At 65.3% G+C, this 26,086-nt stretch carries 25 protein-coding genes and 1 pseudogene; 17 read left to right on the top strand and 9 right to left on the bottom strand.

Annotation, left to right across the window (positions count from 1 at the left end; all coding sequences use genetic code 11):
* The first annotated feature begins 16 nt into the window (after positions 1-16).
* Together BEP01S_RS12085 and BEP01S_RS12090 are read left to right on the top strand one after the other, a co-directional pair.
* Entirely contained in the window at positions 17-1,120 is a 1,104-nt protein-coding gene (locus BEP01S_RS12085) for an adenosine deaminase (protein WP_039209750.1), read from the top strand.
* Entirely contained in the window at positions 1,117-1,557 is a 441-nt protein-coding gene (locus BEP01S_RS12090; protein WP_244882212.1) for a hypothetical protein, read from the top strand. The genes BEP01S_RS12085 and BEP01S_RS12090 overlap by 4 nt, the downstream gene beginning before the upstream one ends.
* Here the strand turns inward: BEP01S_RS12090 and BEP01S_RS12095 are convergent.
* From BEP01S_RS12095 to BEP01S_RS12110, 4 genes are all read right to left on the bottom strand, one after another.
* Positions 1,533-2,729 (bottom strand): FAD-dependent oxidoreductase, encoded by a 1,197-nt coding sequence (locus tag BEP01S_RS12095; protein WP_062243586.1) that lies wholly within the window; start codon positions 2,727-2,729, stop codon positions 1,533-1,535. The two genes, BEP01S_RS12090 and BEP01S_RS12095, sit on opposite strands and share 25 nt — an antisense overlap.
* A 39-nt stretch (positions 2,730-2,768) precedes the next feature.
* Positions 2,769-3,479: a hypothetical protein gene (locus BEP01S_RS12100; protein WP_062243589.1), complete on the bottom strand. Its 711-nt coding sequence runs from the start codon at positions 3,477-3,479 to the stop codon at positions 2,769-2,771.
* Between the two features lie 110 nt (positions 3,480-3,589).
* Positions 3,590-4,279: a GNAT family N-acetyltransferase gene (locus BEP01S_RS12105; protein ID WP_039209743.1), complete on the bottom strand. Its 690-nt coding sequence runs from the start codon at positions 4,277-4,279 to the stop codon at positions 3,590-3,592.
* A gap of 55 nt (positions 4,280-4,334) precedes the next feature.
* On the bottom strand, positions 4,335-4,829 hold the full coding sequence (locus tag BEP01S_RS12110) for a MarR family winged helix-turn-helix transcriptional regulator (RefSeq protein ID WP_039209741.1): 495 nt from the start codon (positions 4,827-4,829) through the stop codon (positions 4,335-4,337).
* A gap of 197 nt (positions 4,830-5,026) precedes the next feature.
* Here BEP01S_RS12110 and sucC point away from each other — a divergent pair, with 197 nt between their 5' ends.
* The 4 genes from sucC to BEP01S_RS12130 all read left to right on the top strand — a co-directional run bounded on the left by sucC (position 5,027) and on the right by BEP01S_RS12130 (position 9,296).
* Positions 5,027-6,196 (top strand): ADP-forming succinate--CoA ligase subunit beta, encoded by a 1,170-nt coding sequence (gene sucC / locus BEP01S_RS12115; RefSeq protein WP_062243592.1) that lies wholly within the window; start codon positions 5,027-5,029, stop codon positions 6,194-6,196.
* Between the two features lie 18 nt (positions 6,197-6,214).
* Positions 6,215-7,111, top strand: coding sequence for a succinate--CoA ligase subunit alpha (gene sucD, locus BEP01S_RS12120; protein WP_062243595.1), 897 nt, complete (start codon positions 6,215-6,217; stop codon positions 7,109-7,111).
* 193 nt (positions 7,112-7,304) lie between these two features.
* Positions 7,305-8,396, top strand: a complete 1,092-nt coding sequence (locus BEP01S_RS12125) for a threonine aldolase family protein (RefSeq protein WP_157070579.1) — start codon at positions 7,305-7,307, stop codon at positions 8,394-8,396.
* Between the two features lie 111 nt (positions 8,397-8,507).
* Positions 8,508-9,296, top strand: coding sequence for an HAD family acid phosphatase (locus BEP01S_RS12130; RefSeq protein WP_062243599.1), 789 nt, complete (start codon positions 8,508-8,510; stop codon positions 9,294-9,296).
* A 120-nt stretch (positions 9,297-9,416) separates the two neighbouring features.
* Here BEP01S_RS12130 and BEP01S_RS12135 read toward each other — a convergent pair whose 3' ends face one another.
* A complete protein-coding gene (locus BEP01S_RS12135; RefSeq protein WP_039209735.1) occupies positions 9,417-9,827 on the bottom strand; it encodes a universal stress protein in 411 nt (136 codons plus the stop codon).
* Between the two features lie 225 nt (positions 9,828-10,052).
* Between BEP01S_RS12135 and BEP01S_RS12140 the strand changes: the two genes are divergently transcribed.
* The 7 genes from BEP01S_RS12140 (at position 10,053) to BEP01S_RS12170 (ending at position 19,402) form a co-directional block, all read left to right on the top strand.
* Positions 10,053-11,414 carry an MFS transporter gene (locus BEP01S_RS12140; protein ID WP_062243604.1) on the top strand — a complete coding sequence of 454 codons (1,362 nt, stop codon included), beginning with the start codon at positions 10,053-10,055 and terminating at the stop codon, positions 11,412-11,414.
* A gap of 275 nt (positions 11,415-11,689) precedes the next feature.
* Positions 11,690-12,484 (top strand): DeoR/GlpR family DNA-binding transcription regulator, encoded by a 795-nt coding sequence (locus tag BEP01S_RS12145; protein WP_062243607.1) that lies wholly within the window; start codon positions 11,690-11,692, stop codon positions 12,482-12,484.
* A complete protein-coding gene (locus BEP01S_RS12150; protein ID WP_083532696.1) occupies positions 12,481-13,704 on the top strand; it encodes a 1-phosphofructokinase family hexose kinase in 1,224 nt (407 codons plus the stop codon). Before BEP01S_RS12145 ends, BEP01S_RS12150 begins: the two co-directional genes overlap by 4 nt.
* The gene (locus BEP01S_RS12155; protein ID WP_083532697.1) at positions 13,701-15,932 is read left to right on the top strand and encodes a PTS fructose transporter subunit IIABC; all 2,232 of its coding nucleotides are present in this window, start codon (positions 13,701-13,703) and stop codon (positions 15,930-15,932) included. Before BEP01S_RS12150 ends, BEP01S_RS12155 begins: the two co-directional genes overlap by 4 nt.
* A 38-nt stretch (positions 15,933-15,970) precedes the next feature.
* On the top strand, positions 15,971-17,641 hold the full coding sequence (ptsP, locus tag BEP01S_RS12160; protein ID WP_062243609.1) for a phosphoenolpyruvate--protein phosphotransferase: 1,671 nt from the start codon (positions 15,971-15,973) through the stop codon (positions 17,639-17,641).
* Between the two features lie 121 nt (positions 17,642-17,762).
* On the top strand, positions 17,763-18,044 hold the full coding sequence (locus tag BEP01S_RS12165) for an HPr family phosphocarrier protein (RefSeq protein ID WP_025778672.1): 282 nt from the start codon (positions 17,763-17,765) through the stop codon (positions 18,042-18,044).
* A 53-nt stretch (positions 18,045-18,097) separates the two neighbouring features.
* Entirely contained in the window at positions 18,098-19,402 is a 1,305-nt protein-coding gene (locus BEP01S_RS12170; protein WP_062243612.1) for a class I SAM-dependent methyltransferase, read from the top strand.
* A 29-nt stretch (positions 19,403-19,431) separates the two neighbouring features.
* On the opposite strand, the gene BEP01S_RS12175 is transcribed toward BEP01S_RS12170, so the two are convergent.
* Complete coding sequence (locus BEP01S_RS12175) at positions 19,432-20,403, bottom strand: HAAS signaling domain-containing protein (protein ID WP_062243615.1); 972 nt, start codon at positions 20,401-20,403, stop codon at positions 19,432-19,434.
* The gene (locus tag BEP01S_RS12180; RefSeq protein ID WP_062243618.1) at positions 20,400-20,747 is read right to left on the bottom strand and encodes a PadR family transcriptional regulator; all 348 of its coding nucleotides are present in this window, start codon (positions 20,745-20,747) and stop codon (positions 20,400-20,402) included. The genes BEP01S_RS12175 and BEP01S_RS12180 overlap by 4 nt, the downstream gene beginning before the upstream one ends.
* A 163-nt stretch (positions 20,748-20,910) precedes the next feature.
* Between BEP01S_RS12180 and BEP01S_RS17345 the strand changes: the two are divergent.
* A pseudogene (locus BEP01S_RS17345) lies at positions 20,911-21,468 on the top strand (HAD family hydrolase); the annotation flags it as partial.
* Positions 21,469-21,592: 124 nt separating this feature from the next.
* Here the strand turns inward: BEP01S_RS17345 and BEP01S_RS12185 are convergent.
* Both BEP01S_RS12185 and BEP01S_RS12190 read right to left on the bottom strand, forming a co-directional pair.
* On the bottom strand, positions 21,593-22,960 hold the full coding sequence (locus tag BEP01S_RS12185; RefSeq protein WP_062243621.1) for an APC family permease: 1,368 nt from the start codon (positions 22,958-22,960) through the stop codon (positions 21,593-21,595).
* A 109-nt stretch (positions 22,961-23,069) separates the two neighbouring features.
* Positions 23,070-23,951 (bottom strand): carbon-nitrogen hydrolase family protein, encoded by an 882-nt coding sequence (locus BEP01S_RS12190; RefSeq protein WP_244882214.1) that lies wholly within the window; start codon positions 23,949-23,951, stop codon positions 23,070-23,072.
* 100 nt (positions 23,952-24,051) lie between these two features.
* Between BEP01S_RS12190 and BEP01S_RS12195 the strand changes: the two genes are divergently transcribed.
* Genes BEP01S_RS12195 through BEP01S_RS12205 form a run of 3 tightly spaced genes read left to right on the top strand, consistent with a single transcriptional unit; the run spans position 24,052 to position 26,002 of the window.
* Positions 24,052-24,858 (top strand): FadR/GntR family transcriptional regulator, encoded by an 807-nt coding sequence (locus BEP01S_RS12195; RefSeq protein ID WP_082819402.1) that lies wholly within the window; start codon positions 24,052-24,054, stop codon positions 24,856-24,858.
* Entirely contained in the window at positions 24,855-25,376 is a 522-nt protein-coding gene (locus BEP01S_RS12200) for an ASCH domain-containing protein (protein WP_083532698.1), read from the top strand. Before BEP01S_RS12195 ends, BEP01S_RS12200 begins: the two co-directional genes overlap by 4 nt.
* The gene (locus tag BEP01S_RS12205; protein ID WP_062243628.1) at positions 25,373-26,002 is read left to right on the top strand and encodes a maleylpyruvate isomerase family mycothiol-dependent enzyme; all 630 of its coding nucleotides are present in this window, start codon (positions 25,373-25,375) and stop codon (positions 26,000-26,002) included. Before BEP01S_RS12200 ends, BEP01S_RS12205 begins: the two co-directional genes overlap by 4 nt.
* The last annotated feature ends 84 nt before the right edge of the window (positions 26,003-26,086 follow it).

Here is a 26,086-nt window from a genome sequence, read left to right on the forward strand (position 1 = left end):
ATAAGCTGAGACGGTGATGAATGTACCCGCCGGCGTCGCATCGGACGACCCCATCCTGCAGCTGCCCAAAGTCTCCCTCCATGATCACCTCGACGGCGGTCTGCGCCCGTCGACGATGATCGAACTGGCCGACTCGATCGGCCACACCCTGCCTGCCACCGACGCCGAGTCGCTGGGCCGTTGGTTCTCGGAGTCCGCGAACTCCGGTGACCTGGTCCGCTACCTCGAGACGTTCTCGCACACCGTGGCGGTCATGCAGAGCGAGGACAACCTGCGCCGCGTGGCCAAGGAATGGGTCCTCGACCAGGTGGCCGACGGGGTCTTCTACGCCGAGGCCCGATGGGCTCCCGAACAGCACCTCGAGGGCGGGCTCGAACTCGACACCGTCGTCGAGGCAGTCCAGGCCGGTCTCGAGGAGGGCGTGTCCGAGGCGGCTGCCGACGGCAAGTACATCCGCGTTGGACAGCTCATCACGGCCATGCGTCAGGCCGACAACTCGCTGGCGATCGCCGAACTGGCCATCCGCCATCGTGAGAAGGGTGCGGACTCCGGTGTCGTCGGCTTCGACATCGCCGGACCCGAGAACGGCTTCCCGCCGTCTGCGCACCTCTCCGCATTCAACGCCCTGCACCAGGCATATGTGCCGGTGACGATCCACGCTGGTGAGGCCGCCGGCAAGGAATCCATCCACGAGGCGGTCACCATCTGCCACGCCCAGCGCCTGGGCCATGGTGCTCGCATCGTCGAGGACATGGACATCGTCGAAGGTCAGGGACAGCTCGGCAGCCTCGCCGCCTGGGTCCTCGACCAGCAGATCCCGCTCGAACTGTGCCCGAGCTCCAACCTGCAGACCGACATCGGCGGCACCATCGCCAGCCACCCGATCACCGGGCTCAAGGATCTCGGCTTCGCGGTCACCATCAACCCGGACAACCGGCTCATGTCCGGCACTTCCGTGTCGCGTGAGATGCGTCTGCTCGTCGACGAAGCCGGTTGGAACCAGACCGACCTCGAATGGGCGACGGTCAACGCCGTGACCGCTGCCTTCCTGCCCCTGGATGTGCGTGAGCGCATGCTCGACGAAATCCTCATCCCCGGATTCGCCCGGGTGACCATTTGACCGCACGCAATGACCGGGCCGCAGCGTCCGGTGCAACACCTGAGCCTGCGGGGCACGGCGTTCCGACCCCGCGGGCGATGCTGGTGCCCGTGACCGTCCTCGGCATACAGGCGCTGGCCCTGGTCGGATCGGCAGTGTCGTTCATCATCACGGCGATCACCGCCGGACCGCTGGCGGCCTCGCTGATCGGCCTGGCCGTCATGTTCCTCATCTTCGCGGCTGGAGTCGGCGCCGCGGCGCGAGGTGCATGGCGCCTGCACCGGTGGGCTCGTCCGGCGGCGATCGCGTTCGAGCTGCTCGTCATCGTCTTCGCCTTCAGCGTCATCGGCGGATCCCTCTGGCTGGGGTTGGCCTGCCTGGTCACCGCCATCGCCGTGCTCCTGGGCTTCTTCCTGCCCGCCGTCGTCGACGCCTACAACCGCGCCCTGACCGACTGAGCCGGACTCGGCGGCAACCATTTCTGGACGCTCGCGGCCTGAGCGGCGATGAATCTCGACGGTACGGCTGAGAAGACAGCATTGCGCAGGCCTGCCAACAGCGGCGATTCGAGCTGGAACACCTGACCCATGAGGCGGGACTTCTGTGCGATCGACTGCGCCCGCGGCCGACGCAAAGCGTCATAGCGCTGAAGTGCTGCCTTGAGTGCGGCAGAGTCTCCTGCACGACCGCGCGCAATCAGCGGAGTGAGCAGGACGGTGAGCGTCGCTGCATCTTCGAGCGCCTGACCTCCGCCCTGGCCGAGGTTCGGCGTCATCGCATGAGCGGCATCGCCGATGAGCACGACACGGCCACGATAGAACCTGGCCAGCCGGCGGGAGAGGTCGGAGATCGCGGTGCGGCGGACCTCCTCGGCGGGGGTGGCGGCGATGAGATCGGCGATGGGGGAGTGCCAGCCGGTGAACATCTGTTCGACGGTGGCCTTCTCGTCGGCGAAGACCGCGTTCTGCGACATATTCGCCACCGCGAACCAGTAGACGCGGCCATCGGCCAACGGGGCGATGCCGAAGCGACGCCCGTGCCCGACCGATTCCCCGGCTTCACCGGACAGATCCACCGGCACCGTGGTGATGCCCCGCCACGCGGAATACCCTGAGTACCGCGGAGCGACAGTCTCCCCAGCGACGACGGTGCGGGTACCGCTGTGCAGACCGTCGGCGCCGATGATGAGATCGAATCGTTCGGATCCTGCGGAACCAGTGGATCCGGCTTCGAGAGTCATTGTTCCGTCGGTACCGGTCACGGCCGCCTCGGAGCCTGTGCGTACCGTGTCCGGAGCCAGAGCGTCGAGGAGGATGCGGTGGAGGTCGACACGGTCGACGATGCGCAGGGCACCGACCGCATCATTGGGCACCTGCACGATCCAGCGTCCGTCGGCGAGCCGCTGACCTGCGGCGAAACCTTCGACGCTGGGGTCGGTCACGGTTTCGAACGCTTCACGCAGCCCCAGAGTCTCCAGCGCTGCCAGACCGTTTGCGAATATCGACAGTCCCGACCCTTCGGCCCTGACCTCGGGCGCACGTTCGAACACTGTCACTTTCGCGCCGGCTCTCTGCAGACCGACAGCCGCCGAGAGTCCGCCGATTCCAGCTCCGATGACAGCGATCTTCATAGAGTCATCGTCGCACGCGGGTCATCGGCTGGCGAGAGACTACTGGAGGAACTCTCCGCAGGCTTCGGTGAGGAAGTCGCCGGCGACTCCGCCCTCTTCGCCGAGGCTGATGGCGGTCTTCTGGATGCCCCACCACACGCGCGGCGAACCGCCCCACTGCTGGCGGAACTCTTCGCGACGGCCGGGATCTTCTGCGAGGTCGTCGGCGGCAAGGCCGATGCGCGCTTGAGCGTCGTCGGCGGTGCAGCGCTTCTCGTCATCCGGGCCCTTCGGGTCGAGCTCGGGGATGTCTTCGTCGTCGACGGTCTTGAGCGTGTACGCCGAGTTGCCGATCTCTTCGACGTCGAAGGTGCCGTGGATGAGCAGGAACGGGGAGGCTCCGTCATCGACGTTCTTCGCATCGACGGTGACACTGACGCTGTCGGGACTGTCGGCGGTCACGGTCGTCTCGCCGGACTCGGGAACCTCGGGGTTGCCGGTGTGCACGTAGACCTTGAGGTAGGCCTCGGTCTTCTTCTCGGCCGCCTCGGCGAGGCCCTGCCACAGCGGGTCGACGTCCTTCGCGCCGCCGGGGGAGGAGTCGACGATGGACACCTTCGGTGCATCGTCCGGCGTCTCGATCGGGGTGACCTCTTCCTTGCTCACCGACGGGCGCGGCTGCGGGCGGGTCTCTTCGGGGGTCGACACGCAGGCCGTCGTCGTGGCCACAATCGCAGCGGCGGACAGCAGGGTAAGGGGGCGAAGTCGCATGGTTCCTCGAAGTGTCGTCAGCGTCCAGGTGGTATCGCATCCAGCCTAATGCGGGGGAGACTCCGAGCCAGGGTGGACGCGCGGCGAGAAGGCGAAAGCGGCGGGGTGCCTCAGCCGCGACGGGCCGCGGCGATGAGCTCGCGCAGGCCCTGCCTCTGGGCACCCGAGGCATCGAAGTTCGCTTCGTCGAGCCACGCTTCATACGCCGACCGCAGCGCGGGCCATTCGCTGTCGATGATCGAGAACCATGCGGTGTCGCGATTGCGGCCCTTGTATACGAGGTGCTGCCGGAACACTCCTTCGAAAGTGAATCCGAAGCGCTCGGCGGCCTTCTTCGACGGAGCATTCGCGTCATCGCATTTCCACTCGAACCGGCGGAACCCGGAAGAGAAGGCGAGATCGGCACAGAGGAACAGCGCCTCGGTGGCCTCCCGAGTCCGCGACAGTGCAGGACCCCAGAGGATGTGCCCGATCTCCATGACGCCGTTGGCCGCGTCGATGCGCATCAGCGCCTGCCGACCTTCGACCCGACCGGTGGACCGGTCCACGACGGCGAAGAAGAGGGGATCGGACGAATCGGCCGCCTCGGCGATCCAGGAATCGAAATCCCCACGGTCGGTCTGCGGTGTCTGCGGCAGATATCGGAACCGTTCGTCGATCCCCGCTGCGGTCGAAACCGCAGCGAAGAGGCTATCGCCGTGATCGGTCGCATCGATCGGTTCGAGGTCGACATATCGACCATGGATCGTCTCTCGCCGAGGCGGCTGTGCGCCCTGGAATTGCGTGAGGTCATCGTGCATGGCTGAGTCCTCGTCGTCGGGGTTCGTGGAGAGGCGGGAGGGATCGGAGTCCGGCTCAGTCCTCGCCGCCGTCGAAACCGGTGGACAGCTCCCGCAGCAGCGTGGCCAGTTTGCGGCTGCCGGCGGTGGTGAGTCCGCTGAGGATGTCTCGCTCCTTCACGAGCAGATCCGCCAGCGCGGAGTCGACCGTGGCGCGGCCGCTGTCGGTGAGGTGGACGAGCACTCCACGTCTGTCACCTGGGTCGGGACGGCGTTCGACCCATCCGCGGGCGACCAGTCGGTCGATGCGATTGGTCATGGTGCCGCTCGTAACAAGCGTCTCCTGCAGCAGCGTCGAGGGTGAGAGCTGATAGGGCTCACCGGCTCGGCGGAGGGCGGAGAGCACGTCGAAGGCCCATCCCTCGATGCCGTAGTCGGAGAAGCTCGACTTCCGTGCCAGGTCCAGCTGTCTGGCCAGACGCGAGACTCGGGAGAGGATCTCCATCGGGGAGACGTCGAGATCCGGACGCTCTCGTCGCCAGGCTGCGACTATTCGATCCACTTCGTCCATGAATCGATTTTACGTCCATATCAAGAATCTTGATAGCAAAGATACTTTTTGACGAGAGATTCCTTACGCTCAGGGTCCATTTAACCTGCAAGGTTGGATGGACGGGTGCGTTTGGGAATATGGTTGTCCTTGGTTGTTGCATCCGTCAACGAACCTGCAGGGGCCAACCACCCGGCAGCAGAAACGAAGGAAAACACGTGGATCTTTTCGAGTATCAAGCACGTGACCTGTTCGAGAAGCACGGAGTGCCCGTGCTCAAGGCCCAGGTCGCGACGACGCCAGAAGCAGCGAAGAAGGCAGCCGAAGATCTTGGCGGCGGTGTCGTCGTCGTCAAGTCTCAGGTCAAGATCGGCGGCCGTGGAAAGGCCGGCGGCGTCAAGGTCGCCAAGAACCCCGATGAGGCCGAGGCACGCGCCAAGGACATCCTGGGTCTCGACATCAAGGGCCACATCACTGAAAAGGTGATGATCGCCGAAGGTGCCGACATTGCTGAGGAGTACTACTTCTCCGTCCTCCTCGACCGGTCCAACCGCACCTATCTGGCCATGTGCTCGAAGGAAGGCGGCATGGAGATCGAGCAGCTGGCCGTGGAACGTCCGGAAGCGCTCGCCAAGATCCCCGTTTCCGCTATCGACGGAATCAACGATGCCAAGGCAGCTGAAATCGCCGAGGCGGCCGGCTTCGACGCCGACACCGCCGCGAAGGTCGCCCCCGTGCTGACCAGCCTGTGGACCGTCTTCGAGAAGGAAGACGCCACCCTCGTCGAGGTCAACCCGCTGGTCAAGACCGGTGCCGGTGACATCATCGCCCTCGACGGCAAGGTCTCCCTCGACGACAACGCCGACTTCCGCCAGAAGGAGCACGAGGAACTGCGCGACATCAGCGCAGAGAACCCGCTGGAGCTCAAGGCCAAGAAGCTCGACCTCAACTACGTCAAGCTCGACGGTGAGGTCGGAATCATCGGCAACGGCGCAGGACTGGTCATGTCGACCCTCGACGTCGTCGCCTACGCAGGTGAGAACCACAACGGCGTCAAGCCCGCGAACTTCCTCGACATCGGAGGCGGCGCCTCGGCTGAGGTCATGGCCAACGGTCTCGACGTCATCCTCGGCGATGATCAGGTGAAGTCCGTGTTCGTCAACGTCTTCGGCGGAATCACCGCCTGTGACGCTGTGGCCGACGGCATCGTCAAGGCCCTCGAGATCCTCGGCGACCAGGCCACCAAGCCGCTCGTCGTCCGCCTCGACGGCAACAACGTGGAAGAGGGACGCGCGATCCTGAAGAACGCAGCGCACCCGCTCGTCACGCTCACTGACACGATGGACGGTGGAGCCGACAAGGCCGCCGAACTGGCTGCGGCCAAGTAAGGAAAGGTCTTTACAACAATGTCTATCTTTCTGAATTCCGATTCGAAGATCATCGTCCAGGGCATCACCGGCGGAGAGGGCTCGAAGCACACCGCTCGCATGCTCGCCGCCGGATCGAACGTCGTCGGCGGTGTCAACGCCCGCAAGGCCGGCACCACCGTGAAGCACAACGACAAGGACGGCAACGAGGTCGAGCTGCCCGTCTTCGGCTCCGTGTCCGAAGCGATGGAAGCCACCGGTGCCGACGTTTCCGTGGCCTTCGTGCCGCCGGCATTCTCCAAGGACGCCGCGATCGAGGCCATCGACGCGAAGATCGGTCTGCTCGTCATCATCACCGAGGGCATCCCGGTGCAGGACTCGGCAGAGGTCTGGGCTCGTGCGCAGGCGGCAGGAAACGCCACCCGCATCATCGGACCCAACTGCCCCGGCATCATCACCCCCGGTGAGTCGCTGGCCGGCATCATCCCGGCCGACATCACGAAGAAGGGCAAGCTGGGCCTCGTCTCGAAGTCGGGCACCCTGACCTACCAGATGATGTACGAACTGCGTGACCTCGGCTTCTCGACTGCCATCGGCATCGGCGGAGACCCGGTCATCGGCACCACGCACATCGATGCGCTCGAAGCTTTCGAGGCCGACCCGGAGACCGAAGCCATCGTCATGATCGGCGAGATCGGCGGAGACGCCGAAGAGCGCGCAGCCGCCTTCATCAAGGAGAACGTGACGAAGCCGGTCGTCGGCTACGTCGCAGGCTTCACCGCTCCCGAGGGCAAGACCATGGGCCACGCAGGAGCCATCGTCTCCGGCTCCTCGGGAACCGCTCAGGCCAAGAAGGAAGCCCTCGAGGCTGCAGGCGTCAAGGTCGGCAAGACCCCGACCGAGACCGCTGAGCTCATGCGCGGACTCCTCGCCTGAGTCGAGCACTCCCGCCACGGGTGAGCGCCTGACCGGCACTCATCCGAACCAGACCGCGGCCCGCCTCCACACTCGGAGGCGGGCCGTAGTGCGATCTCGGACCGCCGTGTCAGGGGGCAGGGGGAAGGTCTAGGCTGGGATCGTGAACTCCCAGACATCTGATCAGACAGCGCAGTCGACGAACCCCGCGGACATCCTCCCCGACACCGGCTCCGCCGCCCCTCCCGTGGACACCAGCCCCGAGGCGCACCCGCGCAACTTCGGCTCCGACAACTGGGCCGGAGTCCACCCCGAGGTCATCGCTGCCATCGCCGAGGCCAACGTCGGCCACACCCCCGGCTACGGCGGAGATCCGTGGACGCAGCGTTTCCGCGACATCATGGCCCACCATTTCGGGCCCGAAGCTCAGGCGTTCCCCGTCTTCAACGGCACCGGCGCCAACGTGCTGGCCCTGCAGTCGGCTCTGCCGCGGTGGGCAGCGGTGATCACGGCCGCCTCGGCGCACATCAACTACGACGAGACCGGGGCCCCGGAGAAGGTCGGCGGGCTCAAGATCGTCGGTGCCGCCACCGAGAACGGCAAACTCACCCCCGAGACCATCAAGGGCGCGATCATCGGCCGCGGCCACGAACACAATGCGCAGCCGCTGGCCGTGAGCATCTCCCAGTCAACCGAATGGGGCACGACCTACACTCCGGACGAGATCGCGGCGATCGCGGCTACTGCGCACGAGCTCGACATGATCCTCCACGTCGACGGCTCCCGTCTGGGCAATGCCGCCGCCCACCTCGGTGTCGGACTCGGCGATATCACGACCGCGGTCGGCGTCGACATCATCAGCCTGGGCGGGACGAAGAACGGCCTGCTCGGCGCCGAGGCGGTCGTCGTCCTCAACCCCGACATCGGCCACGGAATGCGCTTCCTGCGCAAGATGAATCTGCAGCTGGCGTCGAAGATGCGCTTCCTCTCCGCACAGCTCAACGCCCTGTACGAAGGCGACCTGTGGCGGAACTCCGCCACCCGCTCGAACGAGATGGCGCTGTATCTCGCGGACAGCCTCGCCGAGGCGGTCGCTCAGAGCCGTGTCCACGGCATCGAGATCGTGCAGAGAGTTGAGTCGAACGTCGTGTTCGTCCGGATGCCCGCCGAGGTGGCCGCCCGTGCCCGACAGACGTTCGCCTTCGCCGACTGGCCCTTGGAGAAGGACATCGTCCGCCTCATGTGCGCCTTCGACACGACGACCGAGGACATCGACGCACTCGTCGCCGCCATCGCAGGGGACTGATCCGACGCTCCCAGGCTGCGGAACCGTCGAGCGGCCGTGCCAGCCACGACGGCTGATACCCTCCTGAACTGACAATTGTCCGCAGAGAACAACACTGAAGAAAAAAGATGAATGAAGAAAGCCCTCGTTCCTGCCCTGACGATTCTGCTCGTGCTCATCGTCGGGGTGATCGGATACATCCTCAATTCGGGTCCGGTATCGGGCGACGAAGCGGCGGATGACTGCGACGTCTCGGCCTACACCATGGGTGTGAAGTGGCAACAGCAGAGCGCTGAGGCGATGGCACTGCAGGGACAGACCTATGAGATGGCTGCGCGTCAGCTCGACAAGGCCGTTTCCAAGGCCCCGGGCGGGGACGATCTGGCTATCATGACCGACCTCGACGAGACTGCCATCGACAATTCGAAGCTGCTGGCCCGTGATATCGCCAAGTGCCATGACTTCAGCGGCTGGGACACCTGGGACGACTGGGAGGAGAACGGGGAGCCGGCAATGATCCCCGGTGCGTTGGAATTCTTCGAACATGCCGACCAGCTCGGAGTCGACATCTACTACGTCTCGGACCGGACGGAAGAGAATCGGGCGAAGAATGTCGAAGCTATTGCCAAGTTGGGCCTGCCCCAGGCCGATGACGAACACGTGATGCTGCTTGGCCCGCCGAAGGATGAACGGCGCGCGAAGGTCGAGGCGAACCACACCCTGCTCATGCAGCTCGGTGACACATTGCACGATTTCGATGGCGCATTCGCGGATGCGTCCGTCGACGAGCAGAGGAAACTGGTGGAGAAGAACCGTGCGAAGTTCGGCACCGAATGGATCGTCCTACCCAATCCGACCTACGGCGACTGGAGCGAATCCGACCTGGACGCATGGGACGCACCGGTTCGCGCTGATGACTGAAGTCGGTCGGCGGACCGACTGCGGGCCCGGCTGAACGCCGACCCCAGCAGCGATCCCATTGAAATTGCCCCGCACTGACGACAGTGCGGGGCATTCTCGTTCCAGCGAACCGGCGCGCGACTACTTCTTCTTGCGCCGGTCGACCTTGACGGAGACGACGGGAACCTCGGAGTCGAGAATGATGCGCTGGGCCGTCGAACCCATGATGAGCTTGCCGACGGGGGAGCGGCGGCGTGATCCGATGACGATCATGCGGGTGTCGGTGGTCGCCTCGGCGAGGGCCAGGAGCTCTTCGACGGGATCATTGCCGCGGAGGAACTGAAGGATCTCGTGAGAGACCTCGGAGGACTTCAGCGTCTCCTTGAGCTCCTCGATGTCCTTGCTGGTGGCCACGCCGCGCTCGTCGGGAGTCTCACCGATTCCGGCATTGAGGACGACGAGGACGTCGTCGAATGCGCGGGCCTGCTCGATGCCGAATTCGACAGCGGCCTTGCCTTCGGGCGAGGGGGAATAACCGACGAGAATTGTCATGATCTCTCCTGGTGCGACATTGGACGAAGCTCTCTCAATTACTAGCATATCCGCCCTGGTCGCCCGGGCAGCAGTCCGATCCGCGAAGCCGGAGAGCCGACGGCCCCTGAGAGATACCTCACTTAACGGCTGATCGAATACTGACCGCTTCGTCGGTTCACTTGACCGAGCAGTAAGGTGATCTGCGTTCTCCCCGCAAGACCACCAGGACAGAAAGAAGTCTCAGTGACCGAATCGAATACCACCCAAGCCCCTGCGGCCGCGGGCAAGAAGTCAGAATGGCAGACGGTCAAGGCCATCATGGCCGCCTCGTCGGGCAACCTCGTCGAATGGTTCGACTTCTACATCTACGCGTTCTTCAGCGTCTACTTCGCTGACCAGTTCTTCGTCGCTGACAACCAGACACTGTCACTGATGCAGGCCGCCGGAGTCTTCTTCGTCGGTTTCCTCATGCGTCCAATCGGCGGGTACATCTTCGGCCGCGCTGCCGACCGAATCGGCCGCAAGAACTCGATGCTCATCTCGATCCTGCTTATGTGCGCGGGATCCCTGATGATGGCCCTTCTGCCCACGAGCGCGACCGTAGGCTCCTGGGCCGCGATCCTGCTGCTCCTCGTGCGCATGCTCCAGGGCCTGGCTGTCGGCGGCGAATACGGCGCCACCGCCACATATATGTCTGAAGTCGCCACCGAAGGCAAGCGCGGCTTCTACTCCTCCTTCCAGTACGTCACCCTCATCGGCGGCCAGCTGCTGGCCAGCCTGCTGGCCGTTGTCATGACCCATACCCTGGGCACCGACCAGATCGAAGCCGGTTGGTGGCGACTGCCCTTCGCCATCGGCGCCGCCGCCGCGATCGTCTCACTGTGGCTGCGTCGCGGACTTCAAGAGACCACCTCCGAGGACAGCCGCAAGGACGAGAACTCCGGCAGCTTCCGCGAAGTGCTGCGCCACCCGCGCGCCTTCTTCGTTGTCCTCGGCATCACCAGCGTCGGATCGCTCGTGTTCTACGTCTTCACCACGTACATGCAGAAGTTCCTGCTGCTGCAGAACGAAGGCACACCGGGCGAAGCGGAGTTCAACAAGGGCTCCATTGCCGACCTCATGACCATCTGCCTGCTCATCTTCGTCGTCATGCAGCCCATCGCCGGCAAGATCTCGGACAAGATCGGCCGCAAGAACAACATGCTCATCTTCGTCATCGGCATGATCGCGCTGCCCATCCCGCTGCTGGGCATGATCGGCAGGGCCGAATCCGTCCTCACCGCCGGCATCCTCATCGTCATCGCCATGGCGTTCATCAGCATGTATACCTCGATCTCCGGAATTGTGAAGGCCGAGATGTTCCCAGCCCACATCCGCGGAATCGGCGTCGGCTTCACCTATGCGGTCGGCAACTCGCTGTTCGGCGGCTCTGCCGAATACGTCGCCCTGTGGTTCAGCAGCGCGGGAATCGGCACGTGGTTCGCCGTCTACGTCGTCGTCATCGCGATCGTCGGCTTCGTCGCCGTGGCGTTCATGCACGACAACCGCAAACACTCGACGATCGACAACGCCGATTCCTCGGCGTACAAACGCATCGGCAGCTGATTCGCCGATAGCCGACCCCATCACCGAGGCGGCCGGCCAGATCGGCTGATCCCGTCACCGAGGCGGCTCGCCCCGGCCGTGAATGACGAGTGCCCCAGAGCCCTGCGTTCTGGGGCACTCGTCGTCTGCCCGGAACTCGGTGTTGGAATATTTGGAAATATGTTGGAACGTGATTGACGGCACGTGAATAGAGTCCTAAGATCATTCAAACCAACAGATAGCCACGTGGTTATTCGTCCGTTTGACGATGAGTCGCGCGAAGGAAAGGGCCGGACGTGTTCGCTGAAGAACGGCAACGACGCATCGCTGAGCTGGTCAGCGAAGCGGGCCGGGTCAATGTCACCGATCTGGCCGCCGATTTCGACATCACCACGGAAACCGTCCGACGCGACCTCGCCGCCCTGGAAAAGGCCGGAGCCCTCCAGCGCGTCCATGGGGGAGCCGTACCGTGCCGTCCCCACAGCCTCGAAGAGCCGACCTTCGGCGACAGAGAGATCCACAATCTCGATGAGAAGACCGCGATCGCACGGTCCGCGCTGAGCCTGCTGGAGGAGACGATGAGCATCTCCTTGGACGGCGGCACGACCTGCGCGGCCTTCGCCCGCGCGATCGCCGACGAAGCCAACGCGCGCCAGTCTGCCGGACAGACCCCGCGACAGCTGCGCGTGATTACGAACTCCCTGTCCGCCATCGACAGTCTGGCCGGTGCACCCGGCGTCGAGATCTTCGTCCTGCCCGGTCGCTTCCGCCCGGTCACTCGGGCCATGGTCGGACCGCAGACGGTCACGGCCATCGACGGCCACCGAGTTGACCTCGCGGTGCTCGGCACCAACGGACTCAGCGACGACGGTGTCTCCACCCCCGATCATGATGAGGCGGCGACGAAGTCGGCTTTCGTGCACTCCGGACGCAAGGTCGCCGTGCTCGCCGATTCCGCAAAGTTCGATGCCGTCTCGCTTGTGCGGTTCGCCGAACTCGACCAGATCGATGTTCTCATCACCGACGATGCGCCGGACGAGCCGATGGCGACCCACCTGGAGACCGCGGAAGTCGAGGTCGTCGCTCCATGATCCTCACCCTCACAGCCAACCCCAGCCTCGACCGGACCATCGAACTGCCCGGCCCGGTTCTCCGTGGTCAGGTTCAGCGCGCAGTCTGGGCCGGACAGCAGCCCGGCGGCAAGGGAGTCAATGTCTCCCGTGCCGTGGCCGCCGCCGATCGTGACACTCTGGCGGTTCTGCCCGGAGACGTCGACGACCCGGTGCTCACCGGCCTCGACGCGATCGGATTGGCTCATCGTTCCATTCCCACCGGCACACCGCTGCGGTCCAATATCACCGTCACCGAACCCGACGGCACGACGACGAAGATCAACGAACCAGGCTCACTCTTGAGCCCGCAGTCCCAGAACGCACTGCTCGACCTCGTTGCCGACCAGGCCGCCGGCGCGAGCTGGGTCGTCCTGGCCGGGTCGCTGCCGCCGGGAGTCGATGATGACTTCTACGCCCGCGCAATCGAACGCATCCGTGAGCTCGATGAGCCGCCGCTGATCGCCGTCGACACGTCCGGTGCTCCACTGGCTGCGGCCCTGACGGCCTCACCGGATCTCATCAAACCGAACGCCGAGGAACTCGCCGAACTCCTCAGTGCCGCAGGGCTCCTGCGGGCTGCCGGTCTCCTCAACGCCGGAGGACCCCGGGACGACGCTCGGGCGGACAGCGACAGAGGCGCGACCGAATCGTTCGAGGCCGCCGAACTTCGCAAGACCGCAGAAGCGCATGAGTCCGACGCACCCCTCGAAACCGCAGACCTGCTCGCGATCGCCGGGCGCCTGGAATCCTCACCGCAGCTCACAGCCCGCGCCACATCGGCTCTGCTCACGGCAGGCGGCGCCCACCCACGATCGATCCTGGCAACTCTGGGCGCCGGTGGAGCAGTCCTCGCCCAGCCGGAGACCGCGTGGCATGCCCAGCATCCGCCGATGGACGTTGTCAGCACCGTGGGCGCAGGCGATTCCACCCTGGCCGGGTACCTGCTCGGACTGACAGGCGGTCGTGAACCCAGTGCAGCGCTGGCCCAGGCCGTCGCCTATGGGGCCGCGGCAGCCGGGCTGCGCGGCACCGGAGTGCCGAGCCCGGAGGACGCCCGGACCGACGCGGTGACCGTGACACCACTTGAAGCAACCGTGGCAGCACCAGCAGCCGCGCCCGCAGCACAAGCTGCCGCACCCACCGACGACTCTTCCCACCGACATGAGGGCACAGTCCCCGAAGCCGAGGAGGCACGATGACATCGCTCATCACAACAGAACTGGTGATCCTCGACGCGGATCAGGGGACGGAGTCGTCCGCTGTCATCCGCGCCCTGGCCGCCACGATCGCAGAACAGGACCGCGCGAACTCAGCCGACGGGCTGGCCGCCGCGGCGATCGCCCGCGAAGAGAAGACCCCGACAGGTGTTCCCGGAGGCATCGCCATCCCGCACGCCCGCACCGAGGCGGTCACCGAACCCAGCCTCGCGATGGCCCGACTGAACCTTCCGGTGGACTTCGGTGCCAAGGACGGCCCCGCCGACCTCGTGTTCATGATCGCCGCCCCCGAAGGCGCCGGCAAGGACCACCTCAAGCTCCTGTCGAAGCTCGCGCGATCGTTGGTCAAGAAGGACTTCGTCGCCTCACTGCGCGCGGCTGCGACCGAGCAGGAGATCGTCGACCTCGTCGAAACCGCACTGGGCCTGCGCGAGACGCCCGAAGAGGCGACTCCCACCGAGGCGGCCCCCACCGAGGCGGCCCCCACCGGCGGAGCGCCGACCACCACCGAGCCGACCCCCACATCAGCAGCCCCCACCGAATCCCCCGCATCCTCGACCGACAATCCCCGCCGCGTCGTCGCCGTCACGGCCTGCCCGACGGGAATCGCTCACACCTACATGGCCGCCGACGCGCTCGCCCAGGCCGGCTCCGAGATGGGCATCGACGTCGTCACCGAGACCCAGGGATCGAGCGGCACGACCCCGATCGACCAAGCCGTCATCGATGCCGCCGACGCCGTCGTCTTCGCCGTCGACGTCGACGTCCGCGACAAGGCACGGTTCGCCGGCAAACCCTATGTGCAGGTGCCGGTCAAGGCCGGGATCGACGATCCGCAGGGCCTCATCACGAAGGCCCTCGCCGAGGCGGACGCCCCCAACGGCCGCAGGATCACCGCCGCTCACGCCGCCGACGACTCGTCCGACGCACAGTCCGGCTCACGCGAAAGCGTCGGCGCCCATCTCAAACGCGTGCTGCTGACCGGCGTCAGCTATATGATCCCCTTCGTCGCCGCCGGCGGTCTGCTCATGGCCTTGGGCTTCCTCCTCGGCGGTTTCGACATCCCCGACTACGCCGAGGACATCGTCCTCGGCAACTCCCTGTGGAACCTGCCCACCGAATACGGCGACCTGGCCCTCGGACCCGTCGGCGCCTACTTAGGCGCCGTGGCCTTCCAGATCGGCAACCTGTCGATGAGCTTCCTCGTCGCCGCCCTGGCCGGATACATCGCCTTCGGAATCGCCGACCGGCCCGGAATCGCTCCCGGCTTCACCGTCGGCGCCGTCGCCGTGCTCATGGGCGCCGGCTTCATCGGCGGCATCATCGGCGGACTCCTCGCCGGCTACATCGCCCACTGGATCGGCTCCTTCGCCGCACCGAGGTGGCTGCGCGGACTCATGCCCGTCGTCATCATTCCGCTGGTGGCCTCCCTCGTCTCCTCGGGGCTGATGTTCATGGTCCTCGGCGGACCGATCAGCGCCCTGACCAAGGGCCTCGACAGCTGGCTGAGCTCGATGACGGGAACCGCCGCCGTCATCCTCGGGCTCATCCTCGGCACCATGATGGCCGTCGACCTGGGCGGCCCCGTCAACAAGGTCGCGTACTCGTTCGCCGTAGCCGGGCTCGCCGCAGGCTCCGTCGAGAACCCCGTGCCGTGGGAGATCATGGCCACGGTCATGGCCGCCGGAATGGTTCCGCCCCTGGCCATGGCGTTGGCCACCGCCGTCCGCCCGCGCATCTTCTCCCAGGCGGAGAAGGAGAACGGCAAGGCCGCCTGGCTGCTCGGCGCCGCATTCATCTCCGAAGGCGCGATTCCCTTCGCCGCCTCCGATCCGCTGCGCGTGATCCCCGCATCGGTCGTCGGGGCCGGCGTCACCGGCGGCATGACGATGGCCTTCTCCGTCACCAGCCAGGCCCCGCACGGCGGAGTGTTCGTCTTCTTCGCCATCGACTCGTTCCTGCTGTTCCTGCTCTCCGTCGTCGTCGGCACGATCATCAGCGCCCTGCTCGTGCTCGCGCTCAAGATCTTCGTCCGCAAGGGCGGAGCGGCAGGCCTCGCCGAGGCGACCGCCCCGTCCGCAGCGACCGCGACCGCAGCCGCGACGACCGGTTCGACCACCGGAACCGATTCGACCACCGGATCCGGTTCAGCCGACGAGGCGAATCCGACTGAACCGGTATCGTCGAACGCTGACTCCACGCGAGTCTGAACGCCATAGTGCGAGAGGCAAGAGAGGAAGGAATGGGGATGTCCTCAGAGATCTCAGGCATCGGAGTCGTACCCGGACGGGTCATCGCCCCGGCGCTCAGCATGCCCGAACCCGTGTCCGTACCCGTGGCGAAGCCGGCCCCGGCCGACACCGAGGCGGAGGCGAACAGAATCCGTGAAGCCTCGGCCGCCGTCCACGCCGAACTGCGTGAGCGGGCGGAGACCGTCACCGGAGACGCCCGCGACGTACTCAAGGCCACCGCACTCATGGCCAAAGACCCCACCCTGGTGAAGACGGCGATCAAACGCCTGTCCGACACCGACGCGGAAACCGCCGTCTGGACGGTGGCCGCGGAAACCGCAGCCCAGCTGGAGAAGCTCGGCGGCTATATGGCCGAACGCGCAGCCGACGTCCTCGACGTCCGTGCCCGCCTCGTCGCCCACCTGCGCGGAGTGCCGGCACCCGGCATCCCGCACTCGACCGAGCCGTTCGTGCTCATCGCCACCGACCTCGCTCCCGCCGACACCGCGACGCTCGATCCCGAGCTTGTGATCGGGCTCGTCTGCGAAGAGGGCGGGCCACAGAGCCATACGGCCATCCTCGCCCGATCGCTGGGCATTCCGGCCGTGGTTGCAGCCACCGGAGTCCGCGAGATCACCGACCGCACACCCGTCTTCGTCGACGGCGGTGCGGGCATCCTGCGCACCGAACCCGGAGCGTCGGAGACTGAACTCGTCGAAGCGTGGGTGGAGACGGCCGGACGGCTGCAGTCCTTCACGGGACCCTGTCTGCTGGCAGACGGCACGCGGATTCCGCTGCGTGCGAATGTCGGCGACGGCGCTCAGGCACGGGCAGCGGCGGCCGCCGGTGCCGAAGGTGTCGGACTGCTGCGCACCGAGTTCTGCTTCCTCGATCGCGACACCGAACCCAGCGTCGAGGAACAGGCCGACGCCTACGGGCAGGTGTTCGCGGCCTTCGACGATCACAAAGTCGTCGTGCGCACTCTCGACGCCGGAGCCGACAAGCCTCTGCCGTTCCTCACCGACTCCGATGAACCGAACCCGGCCCTGGGTGTACGCGGATTCCGGACCAGCCGCAGGGCTCAGGGAGTCCTCGAACGTCAGCTTGAGGCGATCGCGCTGGCCGCTTCGAAGCATGCGGTGACCGTCCACGTCATGGCTCCGATGATCGCCACCGCGGAGGAGGCCCGGCAGTTCGCAGAACTCGTCCATGCGGCAGGACTCCCCACCGCCGGTGTCATGGTCGAGGTCCCCTCAGCGGCGCTGCAGGCCGCCACGATCCTCGAGGAAGTCGAATTCGCGTCCATCGGCACGAATGATCTCACTCAGTACGTCATGGCCTCCGACCGCATGCTCGGCGGTCTGGCCGAACTCAGTGACTCCTGGCAGCCGGCAGTCCTGCAGCTCATCGGCATGGCCGCCGCCCATGGAGCTGCGGCGGAGAAGTCGGTGGGCGTGTGCGGAGAGGCCGCAGCCGATCCGGCATTGGCCGTCGTGCTCGTCGGTCTCGGAGTCACCAGCCTGTCCATGGCGCCCCGAGCGCTGCCTGCCGTCGCCGAGGTGCTGTCCGGTGTCTCCCCGGAGCGGGCACAGCAGATCGCCGGCAGTGCACTTGCGGCGCGCAGCCCGAGCGAGGCGAAGGCCGCGGTGCGAGCCGAGCTGCCGTTCCTCGACGAGCTCGGCCTGTGAGTCCGGCCGTCGGGGGAGTGACCCCGTGACATACTCAGCACCACCACAGACACCGCCAACAGGAAATGCCGAAACACCGGGCAGGCCGAACCACGGCCGGTCTGATCAGGAAGGACAACTCATGGCAGAGACCATCGCAACAGTCGGAAGCACCGTCGGCCTGCACGCCCGTCCAGCAGCACTGCTGGCCGAGGCCGCCGCAGACTATGACCTCGAGATCACTATCGCCTTGGAGGGAGAACCGGCCGAGGACGCCCTCGATGCGGCCAGCGTGCTCTCCCTCATGGGCCTCGGCGCGGAATACGGTCAGAAGGTCGTTCTGCGCGCCGAGGGTGACGGAGCCGACGAAGCACTGGCCGACCTCAAGCAGCTCATCGAGACCGACCACGACGCCGAAGGCTGAGCGGCACACCCGCGAGGAGGCGGCGACCGGTCCGCTCAGTCTAGACTGATCGAATGTCCGCCTCCCTGCTGCCCTCTGACTCTGCCGCCGCCCACCGCAGCCGGGATCTGCTGGCGGAATTCCCCCAACTGATCGACCTGCCTGGTCTGCCACAGGCGCGCATGCTCGTCGAGTACATCATCGGCCGCCGACTGCGCGAACTCGACGTGTCCGGTCGCGATGCGGCCGGTGCCTTCATCGACGCCGAGAACACCGCTGACGTCCCACATCGGATCATCGTGGTCGATGATGCGAAGGGAATCCAGACCGCGCTTCTGCGCCCTCTCGCCGAGGTGGCCGTCCACCACGATCGCATCGACGAATCCCGGGCTGCCGCGTCGATCGCCGACGTCCCCGAAATCCCTGACCTCGGCCAGACGGAATCCGCGCATTCCGCTGCCGGTCGGGCCGCCTCGGCGGTGGAGGGGAACCCGGAGACGTGGGCAGTCATCAACGCACCGAAGGCCACGAGCGCTCTGGCCGAATCCATCGCTGCATTGCAGCCACACGTGTCCGCGATCATCGTCATCGGCCGCAGCGACTCGATGAGCCGTGCGGTGAATAAGGAGCTCGCGCGCGGATTCGGGCGGGTCGACGTCTCACCGGGAGTCGGCAAGCACCGCATGATCATCGGCAGCCGACCGCTGTCAGCGCCGAGCTTGCCGAGCTTCCCGAAACGCGGCGTCATCACCCACCCGAGGGTCGGAGACCTCGAGGTCAGAGCGCATGGCGCCTGCTTCTCCGGAGTGCGCAGCGACGAAGGCTCAACGCTGCTCCTCGATGCGCTCATCGAGACACTGCCCGGCAGTGCCACCGCAGCGAATCCGATTGCTGCCGGCGACGATGGCACTGCTGCCGACTCGGCAGCCGTGTCGAAGCCGGAGTCCATCCTCGACCTCGGGTGCGGAAACGGATGGCTGCTCACCGCTGCCATGCGTGCCACGGGGGCGTTGCGAGGTACCGGGGTGGACGTGTCCAAGGCGGCGGTCGCCTCGGCGAGGGCCACAGCGGAGGCGAACGGAGTCGACGTCGACATCGTCCTCGGCGATGCCGCCGACCACGAGGATTCGGACGTAGCGGCACTGGGCGAATTCGACCTCATCGTGCTCAACCCGCCGTTCCATCAGGGCACGACGATCGAGACGGACACGGCCGAGGCCCTCATGGCCACGGCCGCATCGCATCTGGCGCCTGGCGGACAGGTGATCACAGTGTTCAATACTCACCTGCGCTACCGGGACCGCCTCGAGGGCATCATCGGACCCAGCGAGCAGCTGGCCCGGAACAAGAAGTTCACGGTCATCTCCAGCCGCCGCTGAGCCCGACTGTCGCCCCGGCCGATGCAGTCTCAGCGACGGTTTCGGCGATAGATCCGCCAGGTGCTCACCTGATCCCAAACGGTGATGATCCAGATCGCGATGACCGTGATGATCTGCTGGATGTCGGCGTTGGCGGTGTTCGTCAGCTCGGGGTGGAGGACCGGCTGGGTGAGCAGGGCAATCGTGAGGAAGACGGCCATGGCCACATCGATGATTCCGCCGATGAGTGCCACTGTCGGTTTCGCCGAGGCGGTCGTGAACTTGATGATCTCGACCACGGCCATGAGCGCGAGGAACGCCCAGTAGCCGACCAGCCAACCGACGCCGAGGTCCGGGTTGATGAACGTGCCGCCCTCATTGAGGTGGCCGACGTAGAGCAGGGTCGTCGGGATGAACGGGATCGTTGCCAGGACGACGATGAAGACCAACCCGAGGGCCGCCTCGGCGCGGATCTGCTTGCTGTGGGAATCACGTCGGTCGAGGTCATCGACGGACCACGTGCCAGGCTGTCGCTTCTTCATCGATGAGGAAGCGCCGCCGTCCGTTCTGCGGTCGCCGAGAGCGATGATGATCGTGATGACGGCGAATGCGGTCAGCAGAGCGGTGACGGTGTTGCCGATCGCCGGTCCGATGGCCGCGCCGAGGTGCGTCTGCGGGTCCGTGGCAAAGGTGACGATGACATTGCTGACCAGGGCGATAAGGCCCGCGATGGGCAGAACCCACCGCAGCGACCAGATATAGAGCGAGTAGGAGTTGGGGCCGATGAGGTGCTGCGGGGAGTTCGAATACTCCCGCGACAGCGCGACGGGATCACCGAGCTCTTCGAGAACCTCGCGTTCGATGGCGGCCGTGCGATCCGGGGACGCGGCCGCATCCTCGCCGAGGCGGGCGTCGACCATATCGTCGATCGTCGCGGTGATCTCGGCGGCGATGTCGGGACGGGAGTCCTCGGGGAGGTGGCGGGTGACGTTGTCGACGTAGATTTCGGTGAGCGCACTCATGGTGTGCCGTCCTTCCAGAGCTTGGTGATGCTGGAGTTGAGTTCGAGCCAGTGGCTGTGCAGTGCGGCGGCGACTTCGGCGCCGCTGTCGGTGAGCGTGTAGTACTTGCGGGGGCGGGCTTGTTCGGTATTCCATTCGGCCGTCAGCAGGCCCTGTTTCTCGAGCCGTCGCAGCAGGGGATAGAGGGTGTTGGCCTCGGTGGGAATGCCTGCTTCGGTCAGCGTCGTCAGCAGCGAGTAGCCGTACTGCGGCCGTCGACAGGCGACGAGACTGGCGAAGACCACGGTGCCGCGTCGCAGCTCCTGTTCGTGTGTGGCCAATGCCTTCTGTGCGTCCTCGTTCATGCATCACACGATAGTGTGTGACACACACTATTACAAGAGGTGGGGTATGAATTGTTTCGGCCCGGCTCAGGGCGAGCAGCCCAAGTTTGAAACGGGGCTATTTGCCTTCAACGGGGCCATTCACCCGAAGGGCCGCGTTGAGATCGGCAGGTAATCTTGTCGCATGGAGTCGAGAAAGTGGGTGCTCTTCGATATCGGGGGAGTCCTCGAGGTCGTCGACGATGACGCCTGGGGCACGACATTCCGGGCTAGGTGGCAGGAGCTGTCGGGCTTCTCCCTCGAGGAATATCGGGCGCGTTTGACTGCAGCGGAACTTCCCGACATCTCTCGCCATCCGGGCATTCGGGCCGACTATTGGGCGAGGATCGGCCAAGCGCTCGACAAGGATTCGTCTTTTGCCGAGGCGATGGAGGCCGAGATGTGGGATGAGTACTGCGGCCGGCTCAATTCTGAGCTGTTCGAGTATGCATCCGCGCTCAGGTCACGCGCCGGGGTGGCGATCTTATCGAATTCGGTGGACGGGGCCCGGAGTGAGGAGGAGCGGCGGTTCGGTTTCAGCGCAGTCTTCGACCCGATCCTCTACAGTCATGAAACCGGCCTGCTCAAACCAGAACCGGAGGCCTATGAGAATGCGCTCGAGTGGATGGGTGCCGATGCGGAAGACGTGTTCTTCATCGACGACCACGAAATCTGCGGTGAGGGTGCCCACGCCGTGGGCATGAACGCGATCGTGCATCGCGACAACCCAACGACGATCGAGGCTATCGAAGAATTTCTTCGAAGGACGGACAGAGCGGAGCCGCCGTCGTTTCCGGTCGGCTCCGCGCAGAAGATCGTCGCTCCGTTCAGACCTGCTGTGCAGCTTCCGGCAGATCCGAATCGACCGAATCGACGGCGAGCTCTGACGGCTGGGTGCGGAATCCCTTCGTCGTCACTGCGAGGATCACGGCACCGACGACGAGCCAGACAGCACCGAGTGTGATCGCGTGGACGTCAAGCTGGGTGAGCAGGAAGCAGATGACGAGGACGCCGATGATCGGGCAGACGAAGTACAGCCAGACATTGAGTGACCGGCCGCCTCGGCGCTCGCGAACCCAATAGACGATGACCGAGACGTTGACCATGATGAAGGCGAGGAACGCGCCGAAGTTGATGAACGACGTCGAGGTGGCCACGTTCATGAAGGTCGCGATGAGGCCGATCGCAGCGATGGCCAGGAGCGACAGCACCGGAGTGTGGAAGCGTGGGCTGAGCTTGCCGAAGAAGCTGCGCGGAAGCACTCCGTCGCGTCCCATCGCATAGAGCAGGCGGCTGCCTGCGGCCTGGGCGGCGATGCCGGACGTGAACTGAGCGATGACAAGGGCGGCGAGGAAGATCGCGCCGAAGAGGTGCCCGCCTATGCTCTTGGCGATCTCGAACGCTGCGGCGTCGGAATTCTCGAACACTCCACCGGGGTGGACGAGCTGCACTGCGTAAGCCACGACGACGAAGATGCCGCCGCCGATGAGCGCGATGAGCATAATGGCCTTCGGTACGGTGCGACGGGGATCGATGGTTTCCTCAGTGAAGGTGGTGACGGCATCGAATCCGAGGAAAGAATATGCGGCGACCGCGGCGCCGCCGCCGATGGCTACGAGAGTCGAGTCGATACCGGTGAACGGGGCCGCGCTGATCAGTCCGGCACCGCCGTCCGAGCCGAACACATCGGCCAGCGACAGGGCGACGAAGAAGACGATGACGAGGATCTGGAACGACATGAGAATGAGGTTGACTCGATCGGCGACCTTGATGCCTACGACATTGAGCACCGTGGTGAGGAAGATGAAGCCGATGATCCACACGGCCATCGGCACCGCCGGGAACTGCGCCTGCAGGTAGGAGCCGCCGATGAGCCAGATGACCATGGGCAGGAAGAGGTAATCGAGCATCGTCGCCCATCCGACAAGGAACCCGATGCGCCCGTCGATCGTTTTGCGCACATAGGTGTAGGCCGATCCGGCAACCGGATAGGCCGCGGCCATGCGACCGTAGCTGTTGGCAGTGAAGAGCATCGCACCGAGCGCGATCAGATAGGCGCTCGCGCTCGCACCGTTCGTCTGGGAGGCGATGACGCCGAAGATGCCGAGGACGATGAGCGGGGTGAGATAGGCGAGGCCGAAGATGACCAGAGACGGCAGTTTGAGTGTGCGGTTGAGTGTGACGGTGTCGGACATGATCGCTCCATTGTCGATGTCAGAATTCCGGGTAGCAGTTGTGCCTGCTGTGCTGGATTGAATTGAGGTTGCTGTCAGGGGTGGAGGGCTGTTCGGTCCGGCGGCGGGCTCAGGGAATGCCGTGTCCGGGGGACCATCGCTTTGGGTCGAGGCTGCCTCCGTAGAGGGGGAGAGGAATCGGGTCGTCATCGGTATTGAACTGAGACCACATGCGATTCGTGCCCGCAGTTCCGACCTCGCGGACGTGCGCCACCCGGTCGGGATCGACGCGGACGATGAGCGTGTCTTCGCCGAGCCCCGCCTCGCCGAGGACGAACCCTTCGGGATCGACGGCGATTGATCGCCCGCGACCGACCGGTCCCGCGCAGTTGACGCTGAGCATATAGACCTGGTTGACGATCGCGTTTGCCCGCGCCAGAACCAGTTCCTGCTCACGGTCCTGGCTCGTCGTCTTGACGATATTGAGGATCGCGTCGGTGCCCATCCATGCCAAGTGCCGTGAGTGCTCGGGAAACCATGCGTCGTAGCAGATCGACAGGCCGAAGCTGCCGTGATCGGGCGTCGGTGCGACGACGAACTCAGTGCCCGGTCGATGTGGCTCGAATGGGCGCCACGGGAACATTTTTCGGTAGCTGGAGACGAGCTCGCCGGTGGGGGAGAAGAGCAGTTGAGTGTTGTAGAAGCTGCCGTCATCAGAGATCTCACCGATGCTGCCCGGGCACAGCCAGACACTGTGCTCGGCCGCGATGCGGCCGATCTCGGCCACGAACTCCGAGTGGAGGGCCACAGCTTTCTGCCGCAGCGCGTCCGCCCGGTCGTCGGCCGGCAAGTCGTCGACGCTGTGCAGGTGGAGTTCGGGGTAGACGATCATCCCGAGTTCGGGAAACCTCGCCGAGGTGGCCGCCACGTCCGCGCGAAAGCTGGCAAGCGGATCCGGTCCGGTCAGCGGCTCTCGCTGAGCCAGCCCGATTGCCATTTCGCTGGTGTCCACGGCTGGTCCCTTCGGCTGGGTCGATGCGGCCGCGTCGTCCACTGCCGCTTAAATTGATCAGTTTGATCACTATAGGCTTGTGTGACGTTAGACTCAAGACATGGCGGCGAGAAATTCTTCGACATCCGATCGCGGAGGAGCGGATCCGGGCCGAGGCGGAGTGAACTCTGCGCAGGCGCGAGAGATCGACCGGACTCTGTTCGCTGCGCCCGGAGCCGCCGAGCTCACCCGCCTGTCCGCCGTCGACACCGTCCGAGCCAGAGTGCTGCTGTCCATCGAGCACGCTCTGCTCGCGCCAGGCAGCAAACTGCCGAAGACCGAACTGCTGGCAGCAGGTCTCGAAGTCAGCGTCATCACGGCCAGGCGGGGGCTCGAAAGTCTCGTCGATGACGGAGTCCTCGTGCGTAGGCGAGGCCGTGGCGGCGGCACCTTCGTCGCCGACGATCCGCCGCATCTCAATGACTCCGCCGTCACCGCCTACCGGGCCGACGCGGACGCGATCCGCCTGCTCATCGACCAGCGCAGCCTGATGGAATCGGCCATCGTCGCCGAGGCTGCCCTACAGGCGACGCCTGAACAATGCGATGAGCTTGACTCCCTCATCCAAGCCTCGGCCGACGCCGCTGACTGGCACGAGCACCACATCCCGGACACGCGCTTCCATCGGCTCGTCGCCGAAATCAGCGGTCTGCCCGAAGTGCCGACCTACCTGGCCTGCTACGGGGGGCTGACGAAGTACTTCGTGCCCTACCCGCAGGAGCAGCTCGAGGAAGGCCGTGATCATCACCGGCGGCTCGTGACTGCGCTGCGCGATCATGACCCGCTCGCTGCTGTCGAGGTCACCCGCCTCCATGTCGATGCGCTGCGGCGAGAGATGTTCGTCGGTCTCGAGGAGACCGACGAATGAGTGTCATCGCACGGCGGGAAGTCGAACTCGATTCATTTTGGTCACGTGCCCGTTGCCAACTCCCTGACTTGCCGGAACAGCGCCCTGAAGCATGGGCCTTCGGGGCGACGAAGGAAGATGCGGACGAGCTTCTCGCCCTCGTTCTGGACGGGACCAAGACCGGCACCGCCTCGGCGCTGTGGGACATCGAAGCCGACGGAGAATCCGTCCCCGAGATGGGCGAGGTGAGCATCATCCTCGACGGCCAAGGTCGGCCGCGCGCCCTCATTGAGACCACGGCGATCGACATCGTCCCGTTCTCCGAAGTGACCGCCGAGCATGCCCATGCGGAAGGGGAGGGCGATCGAACCCTGGCTGCCTGGCGCGAGATCCATGAGCGCTTTTGGCAAGAGTATGGTCAACGCGGATTCGCGCCCGAGATGCCGGTCGTCTGCGAACGCTTCCGGTTGCTGTTCGACTTAGAAGACGAGGGGCGCGTCAGCGTCTCGGGTGACGAATCACAGGGGACGAACAGATGAACGAAACCGAATACTGGGACCTCATTCACACGGAACGCGCGCGCCTGGCCGATCTGCTCACCACACTCGAACCCGAGCAGTGGGCGCTCGCCACTCAGTGTGCAGACTGGACGGTCGAGCAGGTTGTCGCCCACCTGACAGCCGCAGCCAACACCGGGAGATGGGCCTGGATCCGCAGCATCATCCGGGCAGGATTCGACCCTGCAAAACACAACGCGCGATTGCTCGAACGCCACCTCGGTGACTCGACAGAGGAGACCCTTGCGAAGTTCCACAACGCAATCCCACTGACTATCGCGCCGACCAAAGACTTCCCGGCCTTCCTCGGCGAAGTCATCGTCCACGGACAGGACATCGCACGACCGCTGGAACGCGACCTGACCCCCGACGCCGAGGCGACAGTCGAGGTGGCCCGATACTTCGCCTCTAAGGACTTCGCCGTGAACTCGAAGGCCCTGGTCAAAGGGCTGAAGCTCAGTTCTGTCGACGCCGACTTCGAATCCGGAAGCGGGCCGGAGGTGACCGGTCGTGTCCTCGACCTCGTCCTGGCCATGGCCGGTCGACCGGAATCACTGACAGATCTGACCGGGAGCGGAGTCGCCGAACTCCGGCAGCGGATGGACTGAAACCTCAGCGGTCAGCACCGGCGTTCGCTGAGCTTGCCTGTTCTTCCCGCTCCACCGAGCTCGGCCTTTCCTCACTCGGCAACT

Origin of the sequence: Brevibacterium epidermidis NBRC 14811, from assembly GCF_001570805.1 — a bacterium.
Lineage (GTDB): Bacteria > Actinomycetota > Actinomycetes > Actinomycetales > Brevibacteriaceae > Brevibacterium > Brevibacterium epidermidis.

Bases quoted from the DNA above. Each gene is read 5' to 3' on its own strand.
- BEP01S_RS12085 (WP_039209750.1), top strand. From the start codon at position 17: ATGAATGTACCCGCCGGCGTCGCATCGGACGACCCCATCCTGCAGCTG.
- BEP01S_RS12095 (WP_062243586.1), bottom strand. From the start codon at position 2,729: ATGAAGATCGCTGTCATCGGAGCTGGAATCGGCGGACTCTCGGCGGCT.
- BEP01S_RS12100 (WP_062243589.1), bottom strand. From the start codon at position 3,479: ATGCGACTTCGCCCCCTTACCCTGCTGTCCGCCGCTGCGATTGTGGCC.
- BEP01S_RS12105 (WP_039209743.1), bottom strand. From the start codon at position 4,279: ATGCACGATGACCTCACGCAATTCCAGGGCGCACAGCCGCCTCGGCGA.
- BEP01S_RS12110 (WP_039209741.1), bottom strand. From the start codon at position 4,829: ATGGACGAAGTGGATCGAATAGTCGCAGCCTGGCGACGAGAGCGTCCG.
- sucD (WP_062243595.1), top strand. From the start codon at position 6,215: ATGTCTATCTTTCTGAATTCCGATTCGAAGATCATCGTCCAGGGCATC.
- BEP01S_RS12130 (WP_062243599.1), top strand. From the start codon at position 8,508: ATGAAGAAAGCCCTCGTTCCTGCCCTGACGATTCTGCTCGTGCTCATC.
- BEP01S_RS12135 (WP_039209735.1), bottom strand. From the start codon at position 9,827: ATGACAATTCTCGTCGGTTATTCCCCCTCGCCCGAAGGCAAGGCCGCT.
- BEP01S_RS12150 (WP_083532696.1), top strand. From the start codon at position 12,481: ATGATCCTCACCCTCACAGCCAACCCCAGCCTCGACCGGACCATCGAA.
- BEP01S_RS12155 (WP_083532697.1), top strand. From the start codon at position 13,701: ATGACATCGCTCATCACAACAGAACTGGTGATCCTCGACGCGGATCAG.
- ptsP (WP_062243609.1), top strand. From the start codon at position 15,971: ATGTCCTCAGAGATCTCAGGCATCGGAGTCGTACCCGGACGGGTCATC.
- BEP01S_RS12165 (WP_025778672.1), top strand. From the start codon at position 17,763: ATGGCAGAGACCATCGCAACAGTCGGAAGCACCGTCGGCCTGCACGCC.
- BEP01S_RS12170 (WP_062243612.1), top strand. From the start codon at position 18,098: ATGTCCGCCTCCCTGCTGCCCTCTGACTCTGCCGCCGCCCACCGCAGC.
- BEP01S_RS12175 (WP_062243615.1), bottom strand. From the start codon at position 20,403: ATGAGTGCGCTCACCGAAATCTACGTCGACAACGTCACCCGCCACCTC.
- BEP01S_RS12180 (WP_062243618.1), bottom strand. From the start codon at position 20,747: ATGAACGAGGACGCACAGAAGGCATTGGCCACACACGAACAGGAGCTG.
- BEP01S_RS12185 (WP_062243621.1), bottom strand. From the start codon at position 22,960: ATGTCCGACACCGTCACACTCAACCGCACACTCAAACTGCCGTCTCTG.
- BEP01S_RS12195 (WP_082819402.1), top strand. From the start codon at position 24,052: ATGGCGGCGAGAAATTCTTCGACATCCGATCGCGGAGGAGCGGATCCG.
- BEP01S_RS12200 (WP_083532698.1), top strand. From the start codon at position 24,855: ATGAGTGTCATCGCACGGCGGGAAGTCGAACTCGATTCATTTTGGTCA.
- BEP01S_RS12205 (WP_062243628.1), top strand. From the start codon at position 25,373: ATGAACGAAACCGAATACTGGGACCTCATTCACACGGAACGCGCGCGC.